The organism is Streptomyces sp. NPDC045678 (assembly GCF_056432085.1).
On record NZ_JBWKJS010000007.1, the window covers coordinates 484,511 to 501,388 of the forward strand.

Annotated in this window: 15 protein-coding genes and 1 riboswitch; of the genes, 11 read left to right on the forward strand and 4 right to left on the reverse strand. The window is 71.6% G+C overall.

Translation table 11 applies throughout. The annotated features are described in order from the left end of the window. Positions 1 to 41 precede the first annotated feature (41 nt). Positions 42 to 1,217, forward strand: a complete 1,176-nt coding sequence (locus AC07DO_RS26275) for an ROK family transcriptional regulator (RefSeq protein ID WP_479063102.1) — start codon at positions 42 to 44, stop codon at positions 1,215 to 1,217. Between the two features lie 16 nt (positions 1,218 to 1,233). Here AC07DO_RS26275 and AC07DO_RS26280 read toward each other — a convergent pair whose 3' ends face one another. Next, complete coding sequence (locus AC07DO_RS26280) at positions 1,234 to 1,983, reverse strand: SDR family oxidoreductase (protein ID WP_479063103.1); 750 nt, start codon at positions 1,981 to 1,983, stop codon at positions 1,234 to 1,236. A gap of 190 nt (positions 1,984 to 2,173) precedes the next feature. After that, the gene (locus AC07DO_RS26285) at positions 2,174 to 4,510 is read right to left on the reverse strand and encodes a chitinase C-terminal domain-containing protein (protein WP_479063105.1); all 2,337 of its coding nucleotides are present in this window, start codon (positions 4,508 to 4,510) and stop codon (positions 2,174 to 2,176) included. 269 nt (positions 4,511 to 4,779) lie between these two features. After that, a riboswitch (FMN riboswitch) is annotated at positions 4,780 to 4,910 on the forward strand. Positions 4,911 to 5,122: 212 nt separating this feature from the next. Between AC07DO_RS26285 and ribD the strand changes: the two genes are divergently transcribed. From ribD to AC07DO_RS26335, 10 genes are all read left to right on the forward strand, one after another. Continuing rightward, entirely contained in the window at positions 5,123 to 6,178 is a 1,056-nt protein-coding gene (ribD, locus tag AC07DO_RS26290) for a bifunctional diaminohydroxyphosphoribosylaminopyrimidine deaminase/5-amino-6-(5-phosphoribosylamino)uracil reductase RibD (protein ID WP_479063275.1), read from the forward strand. Position 6,179: 1 nt separating this feature from the next. Beyond that, the gene (locus AC07DO_RS26295; RefSeq protein WP_479063107.1) at positions 6,180 to 6,794 is read left to right on the forward strand and encodes a riboflavin synthase; all 615 of its coding nucleotides are present in this window, start codon (positions 6,180 to 6,182) and stop codon (positions 6,792 to 6,794) included. 56 nt (positions 6,795 to 6,850) lie between these two features. Next, positions 6,851 to 7,438 (forward strand): nicotinamide mononucleotide transporter family protein, encoded by a 588-nt coding sequence (locus AC07DO_RS26300; RefSeq protein ID WP_479063276.1) that lies wholly within the window; start codon positions 6,851 to 6,853, stop codon positions 7,436 to 7,438. After that, positions 7,435 to 8,733: a bifunctional 3,4-dihydroxy-2-butanone-4-phosphate synthase/GTP cyclohydrolase II gene (locus tag AC07DO_RS26305; protein WP_479063109.1), complete on the forward strand. Its 1,299-nt coding sequence runs from the start codon at positions 7,435 to 7,437 to the stop codon at positions 8,731 to 8,733. The genes AC07DO_RS26300 and AC07DO_RS26305 overlap by 4 nt, the downstream gene beginning before the upstream one ends. Positions 8,734 to 8,784: 51 nt before the next feature. Further along, the gene (gene ribH / locus AC07DO_RS26310) at positions 8,785 to 9,270 is read left to right on the forward strand and encodes a 6,7-dimethyl-8-ribityllumazine synthase (protein WP_150182764.1); all 486 of its coding nucleotides are present in this window, start codon (positions 8,785 to 8,787) and stop codon (positions 9,268 to 9,270) included. 35 nt (positions 9,271 to 9,305) lie between these two features. Beyond that, entirely contained in the window at positions 9,306 to 9,578 is a 273-nt protein-coding gene (locus tag AC07DO_RS26315) for a phosphoribosyl-ATP diphosphatase (protein WP_055564821.1), read from the forward strand. Between the two features lie 56 nt (positions 9,579 to 9,634). Next, a complete protein-coding gene (gene hisG, locus AC07DO_RS26320; protein WP_150219802.1) occupies positions 9,635 to 10,483 on the forward strand; it encodes an ATP phosphoribosyltransferase in 849 nt (282 codons plus the stop codon). Positions 10,484 to 10,514: 31 nt separating this feature from the next. Then, positions 10,515 to 10,979, forward strand: coding sequence for a PH domain-containing protein (locus AC07DO_RS26325; protein WP_479063111.1), 465 nt, complete (start codon positions 10,515 to 10,517; stop codon positions 10,977 to 10,979). Positions 10,980 to 11,153: 174 nt separating this feature from the next. Beyond that, complete coding sequence (locus AC07DO_RS26330) at positions 11,154 to 12,497, forward strand: hemolysin family protein (protein WP_479063113.1); 1,344 nt, start codon at positions 11,154 to 11,156, stop codon at positions 12,495 to 12,497. After that, positions 12,494 to 13,579 (forward strand): hemolysin family protein, encoded by a 1,086-nt coding sequence (locus AC07DO_RS26335; RefSeq protein WP_479063115.1) that lies wholly within the window; start codon positions 12,494 to 12,496, stop codon positions 13,577 to 13,579. Before AC07DO_RS26330 ends, AC07DO_RS26335 begins: the two co-directional genes overlap by 4 nt. Positions 13,580 to 13,605: 26 nt before the next feature. Here AC07DO_RS26335 and AC07DO_RS26340 read toward each other — a convergent pair whose 3' ends face one another. Further along, positions 13,606 to 15,561: an AAA family ATPase gene (locus AC07DO_RS26340; protein ID WP_479063117.1), complete on the reverse strand. Its 1,956-nt coding sequence runs from the start codon at positions 15,559 to 15,561 to the stop codon at positions 13,606 to 13,608. A gap of 483 nt (positions 15,562 to 16,044) precedes the next feature. Then, positions 16,045 to 16,653, reverse strand: a complete 609-nt coding sequence (locus tag AC07DO_RS26345; protein ID WP_479063118.1) for a uridine kinase family protein — start codon at positions 16,651 to 16,653, stop codon at positions 16,045 to 16,047. Positions 16,654 to 16,878: the final 225 nt, after the last annotated feature.

Genomic DNA, 16,878 nt, shown 5'->3' on the forward strand with positions numbered 1-16,878 from the left:
CCTGCCTGATAAATAGAAGGTTCCTGTGGGAGGATCCGGCCATGCCTGTGTCGCCTGCCTCACCGAGTACCGCCCGAGCCATCAACGACCGGCTCGCGCTGGGGCTCCTGCAGAGCGAAGGGCCGCTCACGGCGAACCAGTTGAAGCAGCTCACCGGCCTGTCGCGGCCCTCGGTCGCCGATCTCGTCGAGCGGCTCCAGGGCTCCGGGCTCATCACGGTCGTCGGCGAGGCGGGTGCCCAGCGGCGCGGCCCGAATGCCCGCCTGTACGGGATAGTCGCCGACCGCGCCCACCTCGCCGCGCTCGACGTGCGCACCGAGAGCGTCTCCGTCGTCGTCACCGACCTGCTGGGCGCGGTGCTCGCCGAGGCCTCCGCGCCCATCGGTGGCGGCACGGACACCGCACCCGCCGTCGAGCGCGCCGTCGCCCTCGTCGAGCGCACGGCCGCGGAGGGCGGCGTGCGGCAGCTGCACACCGTCGGCATCGGCGCCCCGGGACTCATCGACCCCGCCACCGGCGACCTGCACGACACGTCCTCGCTGCCCGCCTGGCACCGCCGCCTCGCGGGCGCCCTCCACGAGCGGCTCGGCGCCCGGGTCCTGGTGGAGAACGAGACCAATCTCGCGGCCCGCGCCGAACGCAGGGACGGCGCCGCGCACGACCGCGACACGTTCGTGCTGCTCTGGCTCGGCGACGGCGTCGGCGCGGCCGTCGTGCTCGACGGCGTGCTGCGCAGGGGCGCCTCGGGCGGCACCGGCGAGATCGGCTTCCTGCCGGTACCGGGCACGCCCACCCTGCCCTCGGCCACCAGCTGCGACGGCGGCTTCCACTCGCTGGCCTGCGCGGCGGCCCTGCGCGAACTCGGCGCGGCGCACGGCATCCTGGAGCCCGGCATGTCCGGCGCCGACGTGGTGCGGCGCGCCGTCGAGAGCGGCGAGGACGCCTTTCTGGACGCCGTCGCCGACCGGGTGGCCGTCGGCGCGGCGGCGATGGCCGCGATCCTCGACCCCGGCTGCGTGGTGCTCGGCGGCGAGGTGGGCCGCGCGGGCGGCGCCGAGCTCGCCGCCCGCGTCACGGACCGCCTCGCGGCCATGTCGCCCCTGCGCACGGAGGTGCGGGCCGGCACGCTGGGCGGGGCCGCGGTGCTGCGCGGTGCGCTGCTCGCGGCGCGGGACGCCGCGCAGGACGAGCTGTTCGGGCCGCGGACGGGTCACTGAGCCCCGCGGCGCGGCCTCACCGGCGTACGCCTCCGGACCGCACCGACAGGTACTCTTCGAACGTCCGCTTGCCCACGGCCTGGTCCGGCGCCAGGTGGCCGCCCGCCCGTGCCGCACGGAAGGCGCGGCCCGCGAGCGGCACCGGCAGCACCGCGCGCCGCTTCCCGCTCGCCCGCAGGTAGGCGCGGGCCAGGTCCGGGAAGGTGCGGACCTCGGGGCCTCCCATGTCCTCGACGCGCCCGGCCGGAGGCGCCGCCGCCAGCTGCGCGAGGCGGTCCGCGACCTCGCCGACCTCGATCGGCTGGTCGCTGACCCCGCCGGGCAGCAGCATGACGGGAAGCTTCGCCGACGACTCCAGGATCCGCAGGACCAGATCGTGGAACTGGGTGGCCCGCAGCACGGTCCAGCCGAGCCCGGACTCCTCGATGAGCCGCTCCACCGCGAGCTTCGTCCTGTAGTAGCCGAGCGGCACCCGGTCGATGCCGACGATCGAGATGTAGACCAGGTGGGGGACGCCGGCCTTCTCGGCCGCCGCGATCAGGTTCCGGGCGGCGTCCTCGTCGCCGCCGCGCGGATTGGTCGCGCAGTGCACGATCACGTCCACGCCGCTGACGGCCGCGTCCAGACCCGTGCCCTCGCGCAGGTCCACGGCGTACGGCTGGGTGTGCCGGCTGAGCACCCGCACCTCGTGACCGTCCGCGCGCAGCCGCTCCGTCACGAGGCGGCCGAGGGTTCCCGTACCACCGGTCACCAGCATCGTGCTCATCACAGGGCTCCTTCGTCGTCGTGCGGCGGCCGACCGACGTCCCAAGAACGCCAGCCCGTCCGGAACGACGACCGACCGTACCCGGTGACCGCCCCGCTCCTTCGAACGGGGCGAAGCGCGCCGTGACGGGCCGCTGCGGTGCTCACGCCCGTAGGGTGCCAGATCCCGCGGGCGTGAGCACTCCGGAAGGTCAGCAGGCGCCGAGATCCTGCCAAACCCCCCACTGGCCGCCGGCGCCGGGCTCATCGCCCTTCGTCCACCACTTGGCCTTCCACGTGTGGGACTTGTGGGACACGGTGGATCCGCTGCCGTACTCGGTGCCCGAACCCCAGGCGGGCGCCGTGCACTTGCCCGGCGTCGGCGGGTCGGTCGGGTCCGGCGGGTCGGTCGGACCCGTGCCGCCGCCCGGCTCGACGACCGTGGTGCCGCGCGCCAGGTCACCGGCGAGCGCGTACGTCGTGCCGCTGATGTTCACCGTCCAGTTCCACGGGGTGGACACCGGCAGGTAGTAGTTGAAGGAGAGGTCCACGGAGGCGCCGGGTGCCAGGGACTGCCAGGCGGGCAGCTTCAGCGACACCCGGTGGAAGTCGCCCTTCAGGCCGCCGACGTTGCTTCCCGTGTGGTCGCTGCTGATCACCTTCGTACCGAAGCCGGACTGGTCGGAGGCGTTGCCCGGGGCCGCGGTGGAGTAGTCGAACTGGAACTCGGTGCCGCCGGGCAGCGCCGTCTTCGTGTTGTTGGTGATCTTCACCTTTGGCGTGATCGGGTAGTTGGAGTCGCCCAGCTTGAAGTCGCCGAACTCCACACCGATGTCGACGGCCTTGGCCGGCAGCTCCTTGTTGGAGACCTTCGCGCCGTACGGCTTCGCGTTCTTGAACTTGTCGTGCATCAGCGAGGTGAGCGTGTCGCCCATCTCGTACTGGCCCTTGGTGGCGTTCCAGCGGTAGTCGCCCGCCATCTCCCAGATCATCGTGCCGCCGATGCCCCGGTCGACCACGTAGTCGGCCTTCTTCGCCACCGACTCCTCGTCCTCCGTCGACAGGAAGACCTTCTTGTCCGCGTTCCACAGCCACGGCGCGACCAGCGTGGAGCTGTACTTGCGGGCGTAGGTGCCGGTCAGCTTGGTGTCCGCGGGGAAGCCGTACTTGGTGACGTAGTCGCCGACGATCCCCTTCTCCAGGTTCTTGGCGTGCCACATCGGGTTGGAGCCCGCCGGGGACTCCTTGCCGTTGTCGTCCTTGTCGTGCCAGAGGTTGTCGATGCCGACCGCGCCGTCACCGCACTTGGTCAGGCCGGACCCCGCCGGGCAGCTGGTCGCGGCCGCCTTGCCCCACAGCCCGTCGGTGCCGCCCTGCACGTTCTTGAACCCGCGGGTGTAGTACGGCAGGCCGATGTTGATGCGGCCCGCCGGCATCGAGCCGCGGAAGTAGTGGTAGGCCCAGTCGGTGTTCAGGTAGCCGATGCCGCCGTACTGGGAGCTGCCGTAGACGTTGGCGGCCGCGAGCTCGGCGTCCTTGCCGTCGTCGAAGAGTGAGGCGTTGGGACCCACGTACTCGTTCCAGGCGCCGTGCAGGTCGTACGACATGATGTTGACGTAGTCCAGGTACTTCTGGACCTGGAAGGTCTCCATGCCGCGCAGCAGATAGCCGGAGGAGGGGGCCGCCACCGTCAGCATGTAGTGCTTGCCGTCGGCCGCGCCCGCCTTGTCGAGCTTCTGGCGCAGGGACTTCATGAGCGCCGCGTAGCCCTTGACGAGGCCGCCGCGGCGGGCGTTGGAGATCGAGTAGTCGAGCGGGTTGCCCGCGTCCTTCATCGTGGTCGGGTACTCGTAGTCGACGTCGACGCCGTTGAAGCCGTACTTCTTGATGAAGGCGACCGCCGAGTCGGCGAACGTGTCGATGCCCGCCTGGTTGACGGAGCCGTCCGCGTTGGTGGCCATCGAGTAGAAGCCGCCGGAGCCCACGCGCTTGCCGTCGTCACCGAAGTAGCCGCCGGTCTCGGCCCAGCCGCCCACCGAGATCAGCGTCTTGACGTTCGGATGCTGCTTCTTGAACTTGTTGAGCAGGTTGAAGTGGCCCTTGTAGGGCAGCGCCGGGTCCATCTCGGCGCCCGCGACGCCGGGCCACGTCATGCCGGTGGCGGCGTTCTTCTCGCCGTCGGAGCCGACGGAGAGCTTGTTGTCCTTGTCGACGTGCGCGAAGGCGTAGTTGATGTGGGTGATCTTGTCCCACGGGATGTCGTCGGCGAGGTAGGCGGGCTCGCCGTTCTTGCCGGTGCGCCAGCCGGTGAAGTAGCCGATGGTGCGGCGCTGGTGGTCGGCGCCCATCTTCTCGCGGCCGTCGCTGTCGTAGACGGAGCAGTAGGGGACGTTCACCCCGGGCGTCTGGTAGAGGCCGTCGGGGCGACAGGACGCGTCGTCGGCGGCGGCGGCCGGGGCGGCGCCGCCGGAGACCAGACCGAGCAGCAGCCCTGCGACGGCTGCGCCGGACGCGAGCAGCGTGGGTCTCGCGCGGTTGAGGGACGACAAGGGAGCCTCCTGGGCGGATGCGGGACACGAGCGGGGCGGAACAGCACAACTGGCAGAGATGTGGATCGTTCTGGGGCCCCGGGCGTGCACGCCGTCGGCTCCGGCTCCTCGGAGGTGACGGTGAGATTAAGAGGACTAGACCAGTGCGTCAATAGGTCTGGACCAACTTGGTTGAAAGTGATGTTGAACCATCATGCTGTGAGCCAGCCCACAACCGTTCACCCGTATGGCCCGCATCCGGCCATGGCACACTGGCCTCGTACCAGAAGCAGCGCACTCCGGGGTCGGTGTAATTCCGAACCGGCGGTTACAGTCCGCGACCCGGTCACCTCCAGTGGCCGGTTGACCAGGTGAAATTCCTGGACCGACGGTGAAAGTCCGGATGGGAGGCAGTGCGCGGCGGGCGGGCATCCTTGCACGCCGCCGTAATGGCTCGTTCCTGGCCTCGGCCCGGAACGGTTTCCGGGTTTCCCGGGGACAGGTGTCATCCGGCGCAGGCGTCGCTCCAGGTGTCTCCGTCCGTACGTTCTGTCGTCATCGACAGCGCCCCGGAGTCCGTGCCCGAAGAGGCAGGAGGACCCGGTGGCCACCGCCGTAGCCGAAGCAGCCGCCATGCGGCGCGCCATCACGCTGGCCGCCCGCGGTCTCGGCGCCACCAGCCCCAACCCCGTCGTCGGCTGCGTCGTCCTCGACGCCGCGGGCGAGAGCGTCGGCGAAGGCTGGCACCAGCGCGCGGGCGGCCCCCACGCCGAGGTCCACGCCCTGCGCGCGGCCGGCGAGCGGGCCCGCGGCGGCACCGCCCTCGTCACCCTCGAACCCTGCAACCACACCGGCCGCACAGGACCGTGCGCGCAGGCCCTCATCGACGCCGGCATCACCCGTGTCGTCTACGCGGTCGGTGACCCCGACCCCGCCGCGACCGGCGGCGCGCAGACCCTGCGTGCGGCCGGGATCGCGGTGGAGCAGGGCCTGCTGGAGGCCGAGGCCGCCGAGGGGAACGCCGCCTGGCTGACCTCGGTCCGGCTCGGCCGCCCGCACGTCACCTGGAAGTACGCCGCCACGCTCGACGGCCGCATCGCCGCCGCCGACGGCACCAGCCGCTGGATCACCTCCGCCGAGTCCCGCGCCGACGTCCACCGGCTGCGCGCCGAGTGCGACGCCGTCGTCGTCGGCTCCGGCACCCAGCGCGCCGACGACCCCCACCTCGCCGTGCGCGGCGTCGAAGGTGCCGTACAGCCGCTGCGCGTCGTCGTCGACACGAACGGCACCGCCGTCACGCCGGACGCCCGCGTCCTCGACGACGCGGCGCCCACCCTCGTCGCCGTCGCCGACGACAGCACCCCCGCCCATGAGGGCGAGACCGTCCGACTCCCGCGCGCGGAAGGCGGGCTGGACATCCGAGCCCTCCTCGACGAGCTCCACGCGCGCGGCGTGCGGTCCGTCCTCCTCGAGGGCGGCCCGACCCTCGCCGGGGCCTTCGTCGCCGCCGGCCGCGTCGACCGCGTCGTCGGCTACCTCGCCCCCGTCCTCCTCGGCGCGGGCCCCGCCGCCCTGGACGGCGGCGGAATCACGACCATCACCCAAGCGTTGCGGCTCGACGTGAGCGAGACCGTCCGCATCGGCCCCGACCTGCGCATCACCGCGACCCTCGTAGCGAAGGAGCACTGAAGTGTTCACCGGAATCGTCGAAGAGCTGGGCGAGATCACCGCCGTCGAGAACCTCCCCGACGCCTCCCGCTTCCGCCTGCGCGGCCCCGTCGTCACCGAGGGCGCCAAGCACGGCGACTCCATCGCGGTCAACGGCGTCTGTCTGACGGTCGTGGAGCACGAGGGCGACGAATTCACCGCCGACGTGATGGCCGAGACCCTGAACCGCTCCAGCCTCGGGGCGCTCGCGGTCGGCTCCCGCGTCAACCTGGAGCGCCCCACGTCGGTGGGCGCCCGCCTCGGCGGACACATCGTGCAGGGGCACGTCGACGGCACCGGCGAGATCGTCGAGCGCAAGCCGTCCGACAACTGGGAGATCGTCAAGATCGCGCTCCCCGCCGGCCTCTCCCGCTACGTGGTCGAGAAGGGCTCCATCACCGTCGACGGCGTCAGCCTCACGGTGGTCGACGCGGGCCCCGACTTCTTCACCATCAGCCTCATCCCCACGACCCTCGCGCTGACCACGCTCGGCATCAAGCAGCCCGGCGACCCGGTCAACCTCGAGGTCGACATCATCGCCAAGTACGTCGAGCGCCTGCTCGGCGACCGTGCACACCAGCAGGGGGCCGCACAGTGAACTGGCTGAACTCCGAAGCCTTCACGGCCTTCGACCAGCACATCCTCTGGTCCGACATGATCGGCAACACCGTCGGCCTGATCGCCCTCGCGCTCGGCTGGCGGCGCTCCATCTGGACCTGGCCCGCCCAGTTCCTGTCCGGCGTCATCCTCGTCGCCGCGTACGCCTCCGCGCACCTCTCCGGCGGCGTCGGCAAGCAGCTCCTCGTCATCGGCGTCGCGGTGTGGGGCTGGCGGCAGTGGACGCGCGGCAGGCAGCAGGCGCAGGACGGCTCCATCGCCATCCGGTTCGCCACCTGGAAGGAGCGGGGCGTCCTCGTCGCGGGCACCGCGGTCGGCACCCTCGCCGTCGGCGCCCTCTTCAGCGCCGTCCCCGACCTCTCCTGGAACCCCTGGCCCGACGCGTACATATTCGTCGGCACGCTCGCCGCGATGGTCGCCCAGGCCCGCGGGCTCGTCGAGTTCTGGTTCGCCTGGCTGCTCGTCGACGTGGTCGGCGTGCCGCTCGCCTTCAGCAGTGGCCTCGCCTTCTCCGGACTCGTGTACGTCGTCTACCTCGCCCTCGTCCTCTGGGGCCTGCGCGACTGGTGGCTGCGCTCCCGCACCGCCGCCTCGCAGCCCGTCATGGAAGGAGCCCCGGCATGACTGTGGCACCCGTCTGGCACGGCACCGCCAGTGAAGAAGACACCCTCGACCTCTCCCTCGACCCCGTCGAGCAGGCCGTCCGCGACATCGCCGCGGGCCGCCCCGTCGTGGTCGTCGACGACGAGGACCGCGAGAACGAGGGCGACCTCGTCGTCGCCGCCGAGAAGGCGACCCCCGAGATCGTCGCGTTCATGATGAGCGAGTGCCGCGGCCTGATCTGCGCGCCCATGGAGGCCGAGGAGCTCGACCGCCTCCGGCTCCCGCAGATGGTCGAGCACAACACCGAGTCGATGAGCACGGCCTTCACCGTCTCCGTCGACGCGTCCGCCGCGCACGGCGTGAGCACCGGCATCTCGGCCGACGACCGCGCCACCACGCTCCAGCTCCTCGCGGGCGGCGCGGCGACCGCCGACGACTTCGTGCGCCCCGGGCACATCTTCCCGCTGCGCGCCAAGTCCGGCGGCGTTCTCACGCGCGACGGCCACACCGAGGCCGCCGTCGACCTCGCCCGGCTCGCCGGACTGCGCCCCGCCGGGGCCATCGTGGAGATCGCCGGCGAGGACGGCAAGATGCTCCGCCTGCCCGAGCTGATCCCCTTCGCCCGCAAGCACGGCCTGACGATCATCTCCATCGAGGACCTCATCGCCTACCGACGCTCCGCGGAGCCCACCGTCCGCCGCGAGGCCGAGGTCAGCCTGCCCACCGCCTTCGGCGACTTCACGGCGCACGGCTACCGCTCCACCGTCGACGGCGTCGAGCACGTCGCCCTCGTCCACGGCGACCTCGGCGACGGCGAGGACGTCCTGGTCCGCCTCCACTCCGAGTGCCTCACCGGCGACGTCTTCCATTCCCTGCGCTGCGACTGCGGCCCGCAGCTGGAGGCGTCCATGAAGCGCATCACCGACGAGGGCCGCGGCGTCGTCGTCTACCTGCGCGGACACGAGGGCCGCGGCATCGGCCTGCTGTCCAAGCTGCGCGCGTACGCCCTCCAGGAGCAGGGCAGCGACACCCTCGACGCCAACCTGGAGCTCGGCCTGCCCGCCGACGCCCGGGACTACGGCGCGGGCGCGCAGATCCTGCGCGACCTCGGTGTCCGCGGCGTCCGGCTGATGACCAACAACCCCGACAAGACCGACGCGGTCCTGCGGCACGGCCTCAAGGTCACCGGGCGCGAGCCCATGCCCGTCGAGGCCGGCGAACACAATCTTCGGTACCTGCGCACCAAGCGGGACCGGATGGGGCACGACCTGCCCTGGCTGGACACCACCGACGTGTCCGCCTGCGGCAACCAGTAAGCACCGACCACCGAGCACCGACCACGGTCGGAAGATCCTGAGGAGAAGCGCGTGAGCGGCAAGGGTGCACCCGAACTGAGTGTGAAGAACTGCGGCGATCTGCGGGTCGCGGTCATCGCGGCGCAGTGGCACGACAAGGTCATGGACGGCCTCGTCGACGGCGCCCTGCGCGCCCTGACCGAGCTCGGCATCAGCGAGCCGACCGTGCTGCGCGTTCCCGGCAGCTTCGAGCTGCCCGTCGTGGCCAAGGTCCTCGCCGGACGCGGATACGACGCGATCGTCGCGCTCGGCGTCGTCATCCGCGGCGGCACCCCGCACTTCGAGTACGTGTGCCAGGGCGTCACCCAGGGCCTCGTCCAGGTCTCCGTCGACACCGGAGTCCCGATCGGTTTCGGCGTGCTGACCTGCGACACCGAGGAGCAGGCACTGGACCGCGCGGGCATCGAGGGCTCCAGCGAGGACAAGGGCCACGAAGCGGTCACCGCGGCCGTCGCCACCGCCACCACGCTCCGTACCGTCTCCGAACCCTGGCGCTGAGGGGGACCGCCCGGCCGCGTAGAGTGGCGACCATCATGTCCAAGAAGACTTTCGAGGAGCTCTTCACCGAGCTCCAGCACAAGGCCGCCAACGGCGACCCCGCGACCTCCCGCACCGCCGAGCTGGTCGACAAGGGCGTCCATGCCATCGGCAAGAAGGTCGTCGAAGAGGCCGCCGAGGTGTGGATGGCCGCCGAGCACGAGGGCAAGGAAGCCGCCGCCGAGGAGATCTCGCAGCTCCTGTACCACGTACAGGTGATGATGGTCGCCCGCGGCATCTCCCTCGACGACGTCTACGCCCACCTCTGAGCCGTACGTCCAGTAAGCCAGCTCAACCCACCCATCACGCAAAGGAATCCCGCCTCATGCTGCGCATCGCCGTCCCCAACAAGGGTTCACTGTCCGGACCTGCGTCGGCGATGCTCCATGAGGCCGGATACCAGCAGCGCAAGGAGTCGAAGGAGCTCGTCCTCGTCGACCCCGACAACGAGGTCGAGTTCTTCTACCTGCGGCCCAAGGACATCGCGATCTACGTCGCGACCGGCAGGCTCGACATCGGCATCACGGGTGAGGACCTGCTGATCGACTCCGGGGCCGACGCCGAGGCGATCCTGCCGCTCGGCTTCGCCCGCTCCACCTTCCGCTTCGCCGCGAAGCCCGGAACGGCGAGCGACATCAAGGACCTCGCGGGCAAGACCGTCGCTACCTCCTACGAGGGCATCGTCGCCAAGCACCTCGCCGAGCAGGGCGTCGACGCCTCCGTCGTGCACCTGGACGGCGCCGTCGAGACCGCCATCGAGCTGGGCGTCGCCCAGGTCATCGCGGACGTCGTCGAGACCGGCACCTCCCTGCGCAACGCCGGCCTCGAGGTCTTCGGCGACCCGATCATGAAGTCCGAGGCCGTCGTCATCCGGCGCACCGGCGCCGACACCGACAACCCGAAGGTGCAGCAGTTCCTGCGCCGCCTCCAGGGCGTCCTCGTCGCCAGGTCGTACGTGATGATGGACTACGACTGCCGCGCCGAGCACCTGGAGCAGGCCGTCGCCCTCACCCCCGGCCTCGAGTCGCCGACGATCTCTCCGCTGCACAACGAGGGCTGGGTCGCCGTCCGCTCGATGGTCCCCGCCAAGGAGGCCCAGCGGATCATGGACGACCTGTACGCCATCGGCGCGCGGGCCATCCTGACCACGGCCATCCACGCCTGCCGCCTCTGACCGGCCCCGACCCGGCAGGAGCACCCGCCGCATGTCCGACAGCCCCGCCGCCCCCGCCCTCCCCGTCACCTTCCGGCCGACGCGGACCCGGGCCGTCCTGCTCACCGCGGGCGTCGCGATCTTCGTGGTCATCACGGCGATCGCGTTCCTGCTGCCCACGCTCAGCCCGGGGGAGCGGGCCAGCTTCGTCTTCACCGGCGCGCTGCTCTGCGGCGTGCTCGTGCTGCTCAGCAGGCCCAAGGTCGTCGCCGACGAGTCCGGCGTCACCGTCGTCAACATCGCGACGAGCCGCCGCCTCGCCTGGGCCGAGATCGTGCAGGTCAACCTCCGTCCCGGCGACCCCTGGGTGTTCCTGAACCTCAGCGACGGCACCAGCCTGCCCGCCATGGGCATCCAGCCGGGCATCGGCAAGCAGCAGGCCATCGGCGACGCCCGCGCCCTGCGTGCCCTCGCGGACGCCCGCACGACTGGACGTTCCGCGCCCGGTCTTGATTAACCTGGTGGCGGGGCGTGCATGAAGTGCCGCCCCGCCCCTGACGGGCCCGCCCGGCTCCCAGGGGCTCCTGCTACCCGAGGAGTGACTCCCTCCGGCGATGGACGGATCGTCCTGTAGTACCTGCGCCGCCCCCTCCCGACATACCGGGACCGGCACGACCGGAGAGGCGGCGGCATGACAGTGCCCCTGCTGCTTCTCGGTGCGGCATTCCTGCTGATTCTCGCCAACGGCTTCTTCGTGGCGGCCGAGTTCGGCCTCGTCACCGTGGAGCGGCCGGACGCGGAGAAGGCCGCGGCGGACGGCGACCGAAGGGCCCGTACGGTCGTCGACGCCCTCAAGGAGCTGTCCTTCCAGCTCTCCGGCACCCAGCTCGGCATCACCATCACCTCGCTCGTCGTCGGCATGCTCGCCGAACCGGCCCTCGCGCACCTGCTCGCGGGCCCGTTCACGGCCGTCGGCGTCCCCGGGGGAGCCGTCGGCGGTGTCTCCGTGGTGGTCGGCATGCTGCTCGCGTCCGCCGTGCAGATGGTGGTCGGCGAGCTCGTGCCCAAGAACTGGGCCGTGTCGAGGCCGCTCCAGGTCGCGCGGTTCGTCGCGGGCCCGCAGCACGTGTTCGCGCGGCTCTTCCGGCCCGTGATCGCCCTCCTGAACGCCGTGGCCAACCGTCTGGTGCGCACGCTCGGCGTCGAGCCCGCCGAGGAGCTGGCGTCGGCCCGCACCCCCGGCGAACTGGTCTCCCTGGCCAGGCATTCGGCCCAGGCCGGTGCCCTGGAACAGGACACCGCCGACCTGTTCGTGCGGACCCTCTCCCTCGCGGAGCTGACCGCGCAGCACGTCATGACGCCGCGCGTGAAGGTCAGCGCGCTGCAGTCGTCGGCGACCGCCGAGGACGTCGTGAACCTGACCCGCGCCACCGGCCTGTCCCGCTTCCCGGTCTACACCGAACGGATCGACGAAATCGTCGGCATGGTCCACCTCAAGGACGCCCTCGCGGTGGCCGCCCACGCACGCCTCAGGACGCCCGTGGGCCGCATCGCGAAGTCCCCGCTGCTCGTCCCGGAGACCCTGCCGGTGCAGCCCCTCCTGGAGCGGCTGCGCAGCGAGCAGCCCATCGCCGTCGTCGTCGACGAGTACGGCGGCACGGCGGGCGTCGTCACCCTGGAGGACATCGTCGAGGAACTCGTCGGCGAGGTCCGCGACGAGCACGACCACCTCGACCTGCCCGAGCTCTGCCCGGTGCCGGCCGAGGACGGCAGAGCGGCCTGGGACGCCGACGGCAGCTGCCGCGTCGACACGCTCCGGCGCACGGGCCTCGACGTGCCCGAGGGCCCATACGAAACGGTGGCCGGACTCGTCGCCGACCTGCTCGGGCGCATCCCGGCCCCCGGCGACCGGGCCGAACTCCCGGGCCTGCGGCTCTCGGTGCGCCAGGTCGGGCACTACCGCGCGGAGCGGGTGCGGATCGTCCGCACCCAGGAGGCCTTCGCCGTCATGGAAGCCGCGGAGGCGCTCCGATGAGTCTGCTGCAACTCCTCTTCGCCGTCCTCCTCGTGCTCGCCAACGGCTTCTTCGTGGGGGCCGAGTTCGCGCTCGTGTCCGTGCGCCGCAGCCAGATCGAGCCCCTGGGCACCAAGCGGTCCCGCCAGGTCCTGTACGGCCTGGAGCATCTGCCGCAGATGATGGCGGCCGCCCAGTTCGGCATCACCGTCTGCTCGCTGACGCTCGGCGCGGTCGCCGAGCCGACCGTGGCCCACCTCCTGGAGCCGGTCTTCGAGGCGGTCCACCTGCCCGAGGGCATGATCCACCCCCTCGGCTACGTGATCGCGCTCGCCGTCGTCGTCTTCCTCCACCTCGTCATCGGCGAGATGGTCCCGAAGAACCTCGCGATGGCGGCGCCCGAGAAGACCGCCCTCTGGTTCAGCCCGGGCCTGGTCGCCTTCGCGCGGCTGTGCCGGCCGGTGACCGTGGCGCTCGGCGCGTGCGCCCGGGTCGTCCTTCGGCTCTTCGGGGTGGAGCCCAAGGACGAGGTCGAGGCGGTGTTCACCAGTGTGCAGCTGGGCCGCCTCGTCGAGGACTCGGGTCAGGCGGGACTGCTCGACCCCGTCGAGCAGGAGCGCCTGGAGGACGCCCTCGAGCTGGGCTCGCGCCCGGTCACCGACGTCCTGCTCGACCCGGTGTCGCTGGTCACCGTCGGTCCCTCGGTCACCCCGGCCGGGGTCATCGAACTCACCGGCCGCACCGGCTACTCGCGCTTCCCGGTCCGCGCGGAGAACGGCGCGTTCATGGGCTACCTCCACGTCAAGGACGTACTGGACCTGGAGGAGACCGAGCGTGCCGTGCCGCAGCAGGTGTGGCGCCCGATGACCACGCTGGGCGCCGAGCTCCCGCTGGACGACGCCCTGACCGTGATGCGCCGCGCCGCGGCACACCTGGCGCAGGTCGCCGACGCGTCGGGGAAGGTGCTCGGCCTGGTGGCCCTCGAGGACGTCCTCGAGCTCCTGGTGGGGGAGGTCCGTGACCCGGCGCACCGGGTCACGGTGCCGAGGACACCGCCGGAGGACTCCAGGGATCCCGCGCTCGCCGTCAGCCGCGCGGGCTGATCAGGACCGGGGCCCCCCGGGGGCCGTCAGATCCCCGGGGTGTCCTGCGGTCCGCGGCCCGAGAGCACTTCGCCGTACGCCTGCATCAGGTCGGGCAGCCGCAGGGTCGACAGGTCGTCGCGGCCCGGTTCGCCGGGGTAGCCGGAGAGCCGCAGGTCGCGGTAGGCGCAGCTCTTCTCGTACAGCGTGCGCAGGAAGCGGCCGTTGCCGAGCTCGTCGATCCAGGACTGGTCGACGACGTGCCCGGCGATGGAGCGCAGCTCTTCGAGCGCCTCCTCGTCCCACACGTCGCCGTTGTCCGCCGCGAGGACCTCGCCGATGGCGGTGAGTTCGAGCGGGCGGTACGAGGGGAAGTCGACGCGCGTCGTGAAGCGGGAGGAGAGCCCGGGGTTGGCGGCGAGGAGCCGGTCCATGCCCTCGGGGTACCCGGCGAGGATCACGACGAGGTGGTCGCGGTTGTCCTCGGCGCGCTTGAGGAGGACTTGCAGGGCCTCGTCCCCGTAGGCGTCGCCCTTGCCGTAGCCGGAGTTGGAGAGCGAGTACGCCTCGTCGACGAAGAGGACCCCGCCGATCGCCGAGTCGATCAGTTCGTTGGCCTTCACGGCGGTCTGGCCCAGGTACTCGCCGACGAGATCGGCGCGCTGCGCCTCCACGAGGTGGTCGCCGCCGAGCAGGCCGAGCGCGTAGAAGACCCGGCCGAGGATGCGGGCCACGGTGGTCTTGCCGGTGCCCGAGGGGCCGGAGAAGACGAAGTGTCGTTTCGGCGGCTGCACGGGAAGCCCCTGCGCGGCCCGCAGACGGGCCATGTTCAGCTGCGCCGAGAGCGCCTTGACCTGCCGTTTCACCGGCTCCATGCCGACCATGCCCTCCAGCTCGGAGAGCGCGGCCTCCAGGAGCGCCGGGTCGGTGGGGCCCGGGGGCAGCTGCGGCGGGCCTGCCTTGATCGGGATGATCGCCTTCTCGCGGACGGCGTCGGGGTCGGGAGGCACCGAGGACCCGGAGGCTCCCGGGGAGCCCGCGGGGCCGGTGGTGCCCGGCGGCGCGCCGGGACCGTTGGGGGCCGAAGGGCCGCCGTTCGACGGCGGTTCGGGGCCGGTGACCTTCACGTCACGTCCCTCGGGGCCGAACAGCACGTCGATGCCGTCGGGCCCCTCCAGCACGTCCTGGCCCGCGCCGGTGAGGCTGATCGCGGCGGCGAGGTCGGCCGCCTCGTCGTACCCGTCGCCCTCGGAGATCGCCGCGAGCCGCGCGGAGGTGTCCATGAAGGAGGCGTCGACCCGGTGCACCGCGCGGTACAGCGGCAGGGCGGCGGCCGAGCGTCCTGTGCCCTCGTGCGCGCGGGCCAGCCAGTAGCGCAGCTCCTTGCGCTGCGGCTGTTCGCTGCGGCAGCGCATGAGGGCGGCGGACAACAGCGGTTCGGCCTGCCCGTACGTCTCCAGGCGGACCCGTGCCATGCCGCCGAAGAGCCCGGCCTCGATGCCCAGCAACGGGTCGTCGATCAGCGGGTCCGTGTGCCGCACCAACTGCTCCCAGTCCTTGACCAGGTAGGAGCGGCAGGCGTGCAGGAAGCGCACCTGCGGGTCCGTGTCGACCGGCGGAAGCCCCGCCAGCGCCCGGTCGAGCTCCGGGACGTGGCGGCCGTCGAGCCAGTGCGAGGCGTGCGCGAGCAGCAGGTCGCGGGTGCTCTCCAGGACGGGCTGCACCCACCAGCCCAGCCAGTACCAGGAGTTGAGGGCGCGGCCGTGCCGCGTGCGCTGTTCCCCGAACCGGCCCCGGTGCTGGAACATCCGCAGCAGCGCCGTCGTCGTGTCGATGCGCAGCGCGTGCAGCCCGAGCCAGCCGTCGGCCATCCCGGGATCCATCCGTACCGCCGTCCGGAACTCGTCCTCCGCCTGCGGATAGGCGCCCATCGTGTAGGCGTCGACGCCCCTCAGCCAGGCGAGGTCGGCCGGGGCGGGTGAGCCCACCGCGTCGAAGTCCATCAGGTCCCCCACAAACCGTGCCCCCGTTTGCGTACCGCCGGACCGGTGCCCGCCGGCGACTGCGCTGAACCATCGTGCTGCGGACGGGAGTTGTTCCGATGCGCAGAGCACTCGTCCGAAAAGGCGCACCGAGATGCATCGTACCTGCGGGGGAGCGGTCGGCCGTAGGGTGCCGCACCGGACGATCGGCCGGAAAGCGTCGATGGAGGGGCTGCCCGTCGGTCACCGACGGTGAGCGAATGAGGGCGCGCAGCACCCGGAATCCGGGCCCGGAGGGCAGAACGAAGCCCCCGATCACGGGGGAACAATCGGGGGCTTCGCGTTTGTGGGCGGCGTCGCAAGACCGCACATTCAGAACGTAAGTCCTGTAAGGGCCCTGGGTCAAGCAGAGTTGGGGCACTCGCCGAAACTCGTCGGGCCAAGTGGAAATGGATTCCCGGGGGTTCAGCGGACCGCCGATGATCGCTCACTCAGCGTGATGATTCAGGCCTCTGTAAGTGTCACATTGGGCCCCGGAAGTACCTCGTACCCCTCCGGACACTGGCGCACCAAAAGGTGCGCGAAGGGCCGCGTGGGGTCCCCGGTGAAGTGCTTGAGTTCCTCCGGCTCCCACCCGTCCCAGAAATCACGCTGGACCGCTCCGTCCCGCCGGCGCCCCCGCTGCCATGCCTCCTCGTGCGGCACGTCCATCCACAGCACGGCGGCGAGGTGCGGGCGCAGCGCGAGCCGGCCGGCGCCGACGCCCTCGACGATCACCACGGGGGCGGGCGGCAGGGGCCGGTCGGCGGGGCCGAAGCGGCGCGCGTTCCAGTCGTACGTCGCGTAGTGCGCGGTCCCGCCCCGGGAGAGCGGTTCGAGGGCCTGCTCCCACAGCCGCTGCGTCCAGTCGAAGAGCCGGTCGTGGCTCGCGATGTCGTCGAGGCGCAGGACGGGCGCGCCGCCGAGCGCCTCGGCCAGACGGCCGGCGAACGTCGACTTGCCGGAGCCCGCGTGTCCGTCCACGGCGACGAGCCGGACGGGGCCGCAGGAGGGCGGCAGGCGGCGCAGGGTGTCGGCGAGGCGGGAGAGCGGGGTGTGCGGATGCGCGGTCATCACGGCAAGGGTACGGCGCACGGAACAATGTGTTCCGCGCGCCGTCGCAGGTCATGCCATTGGTTGAGGCCAATATTGATGCGTACGGCGGTGTCCGAAGCGCTGGCAGAAGTCGGCGGGGACCGGCCATAGTTGGCCCACTTCCGTGCACCTGACCCGACTTTCCGGATCCCGCCGGAAACCATGTCGACTGGGGGTCCCCTCCATGGACCGAGCTGACCGAAC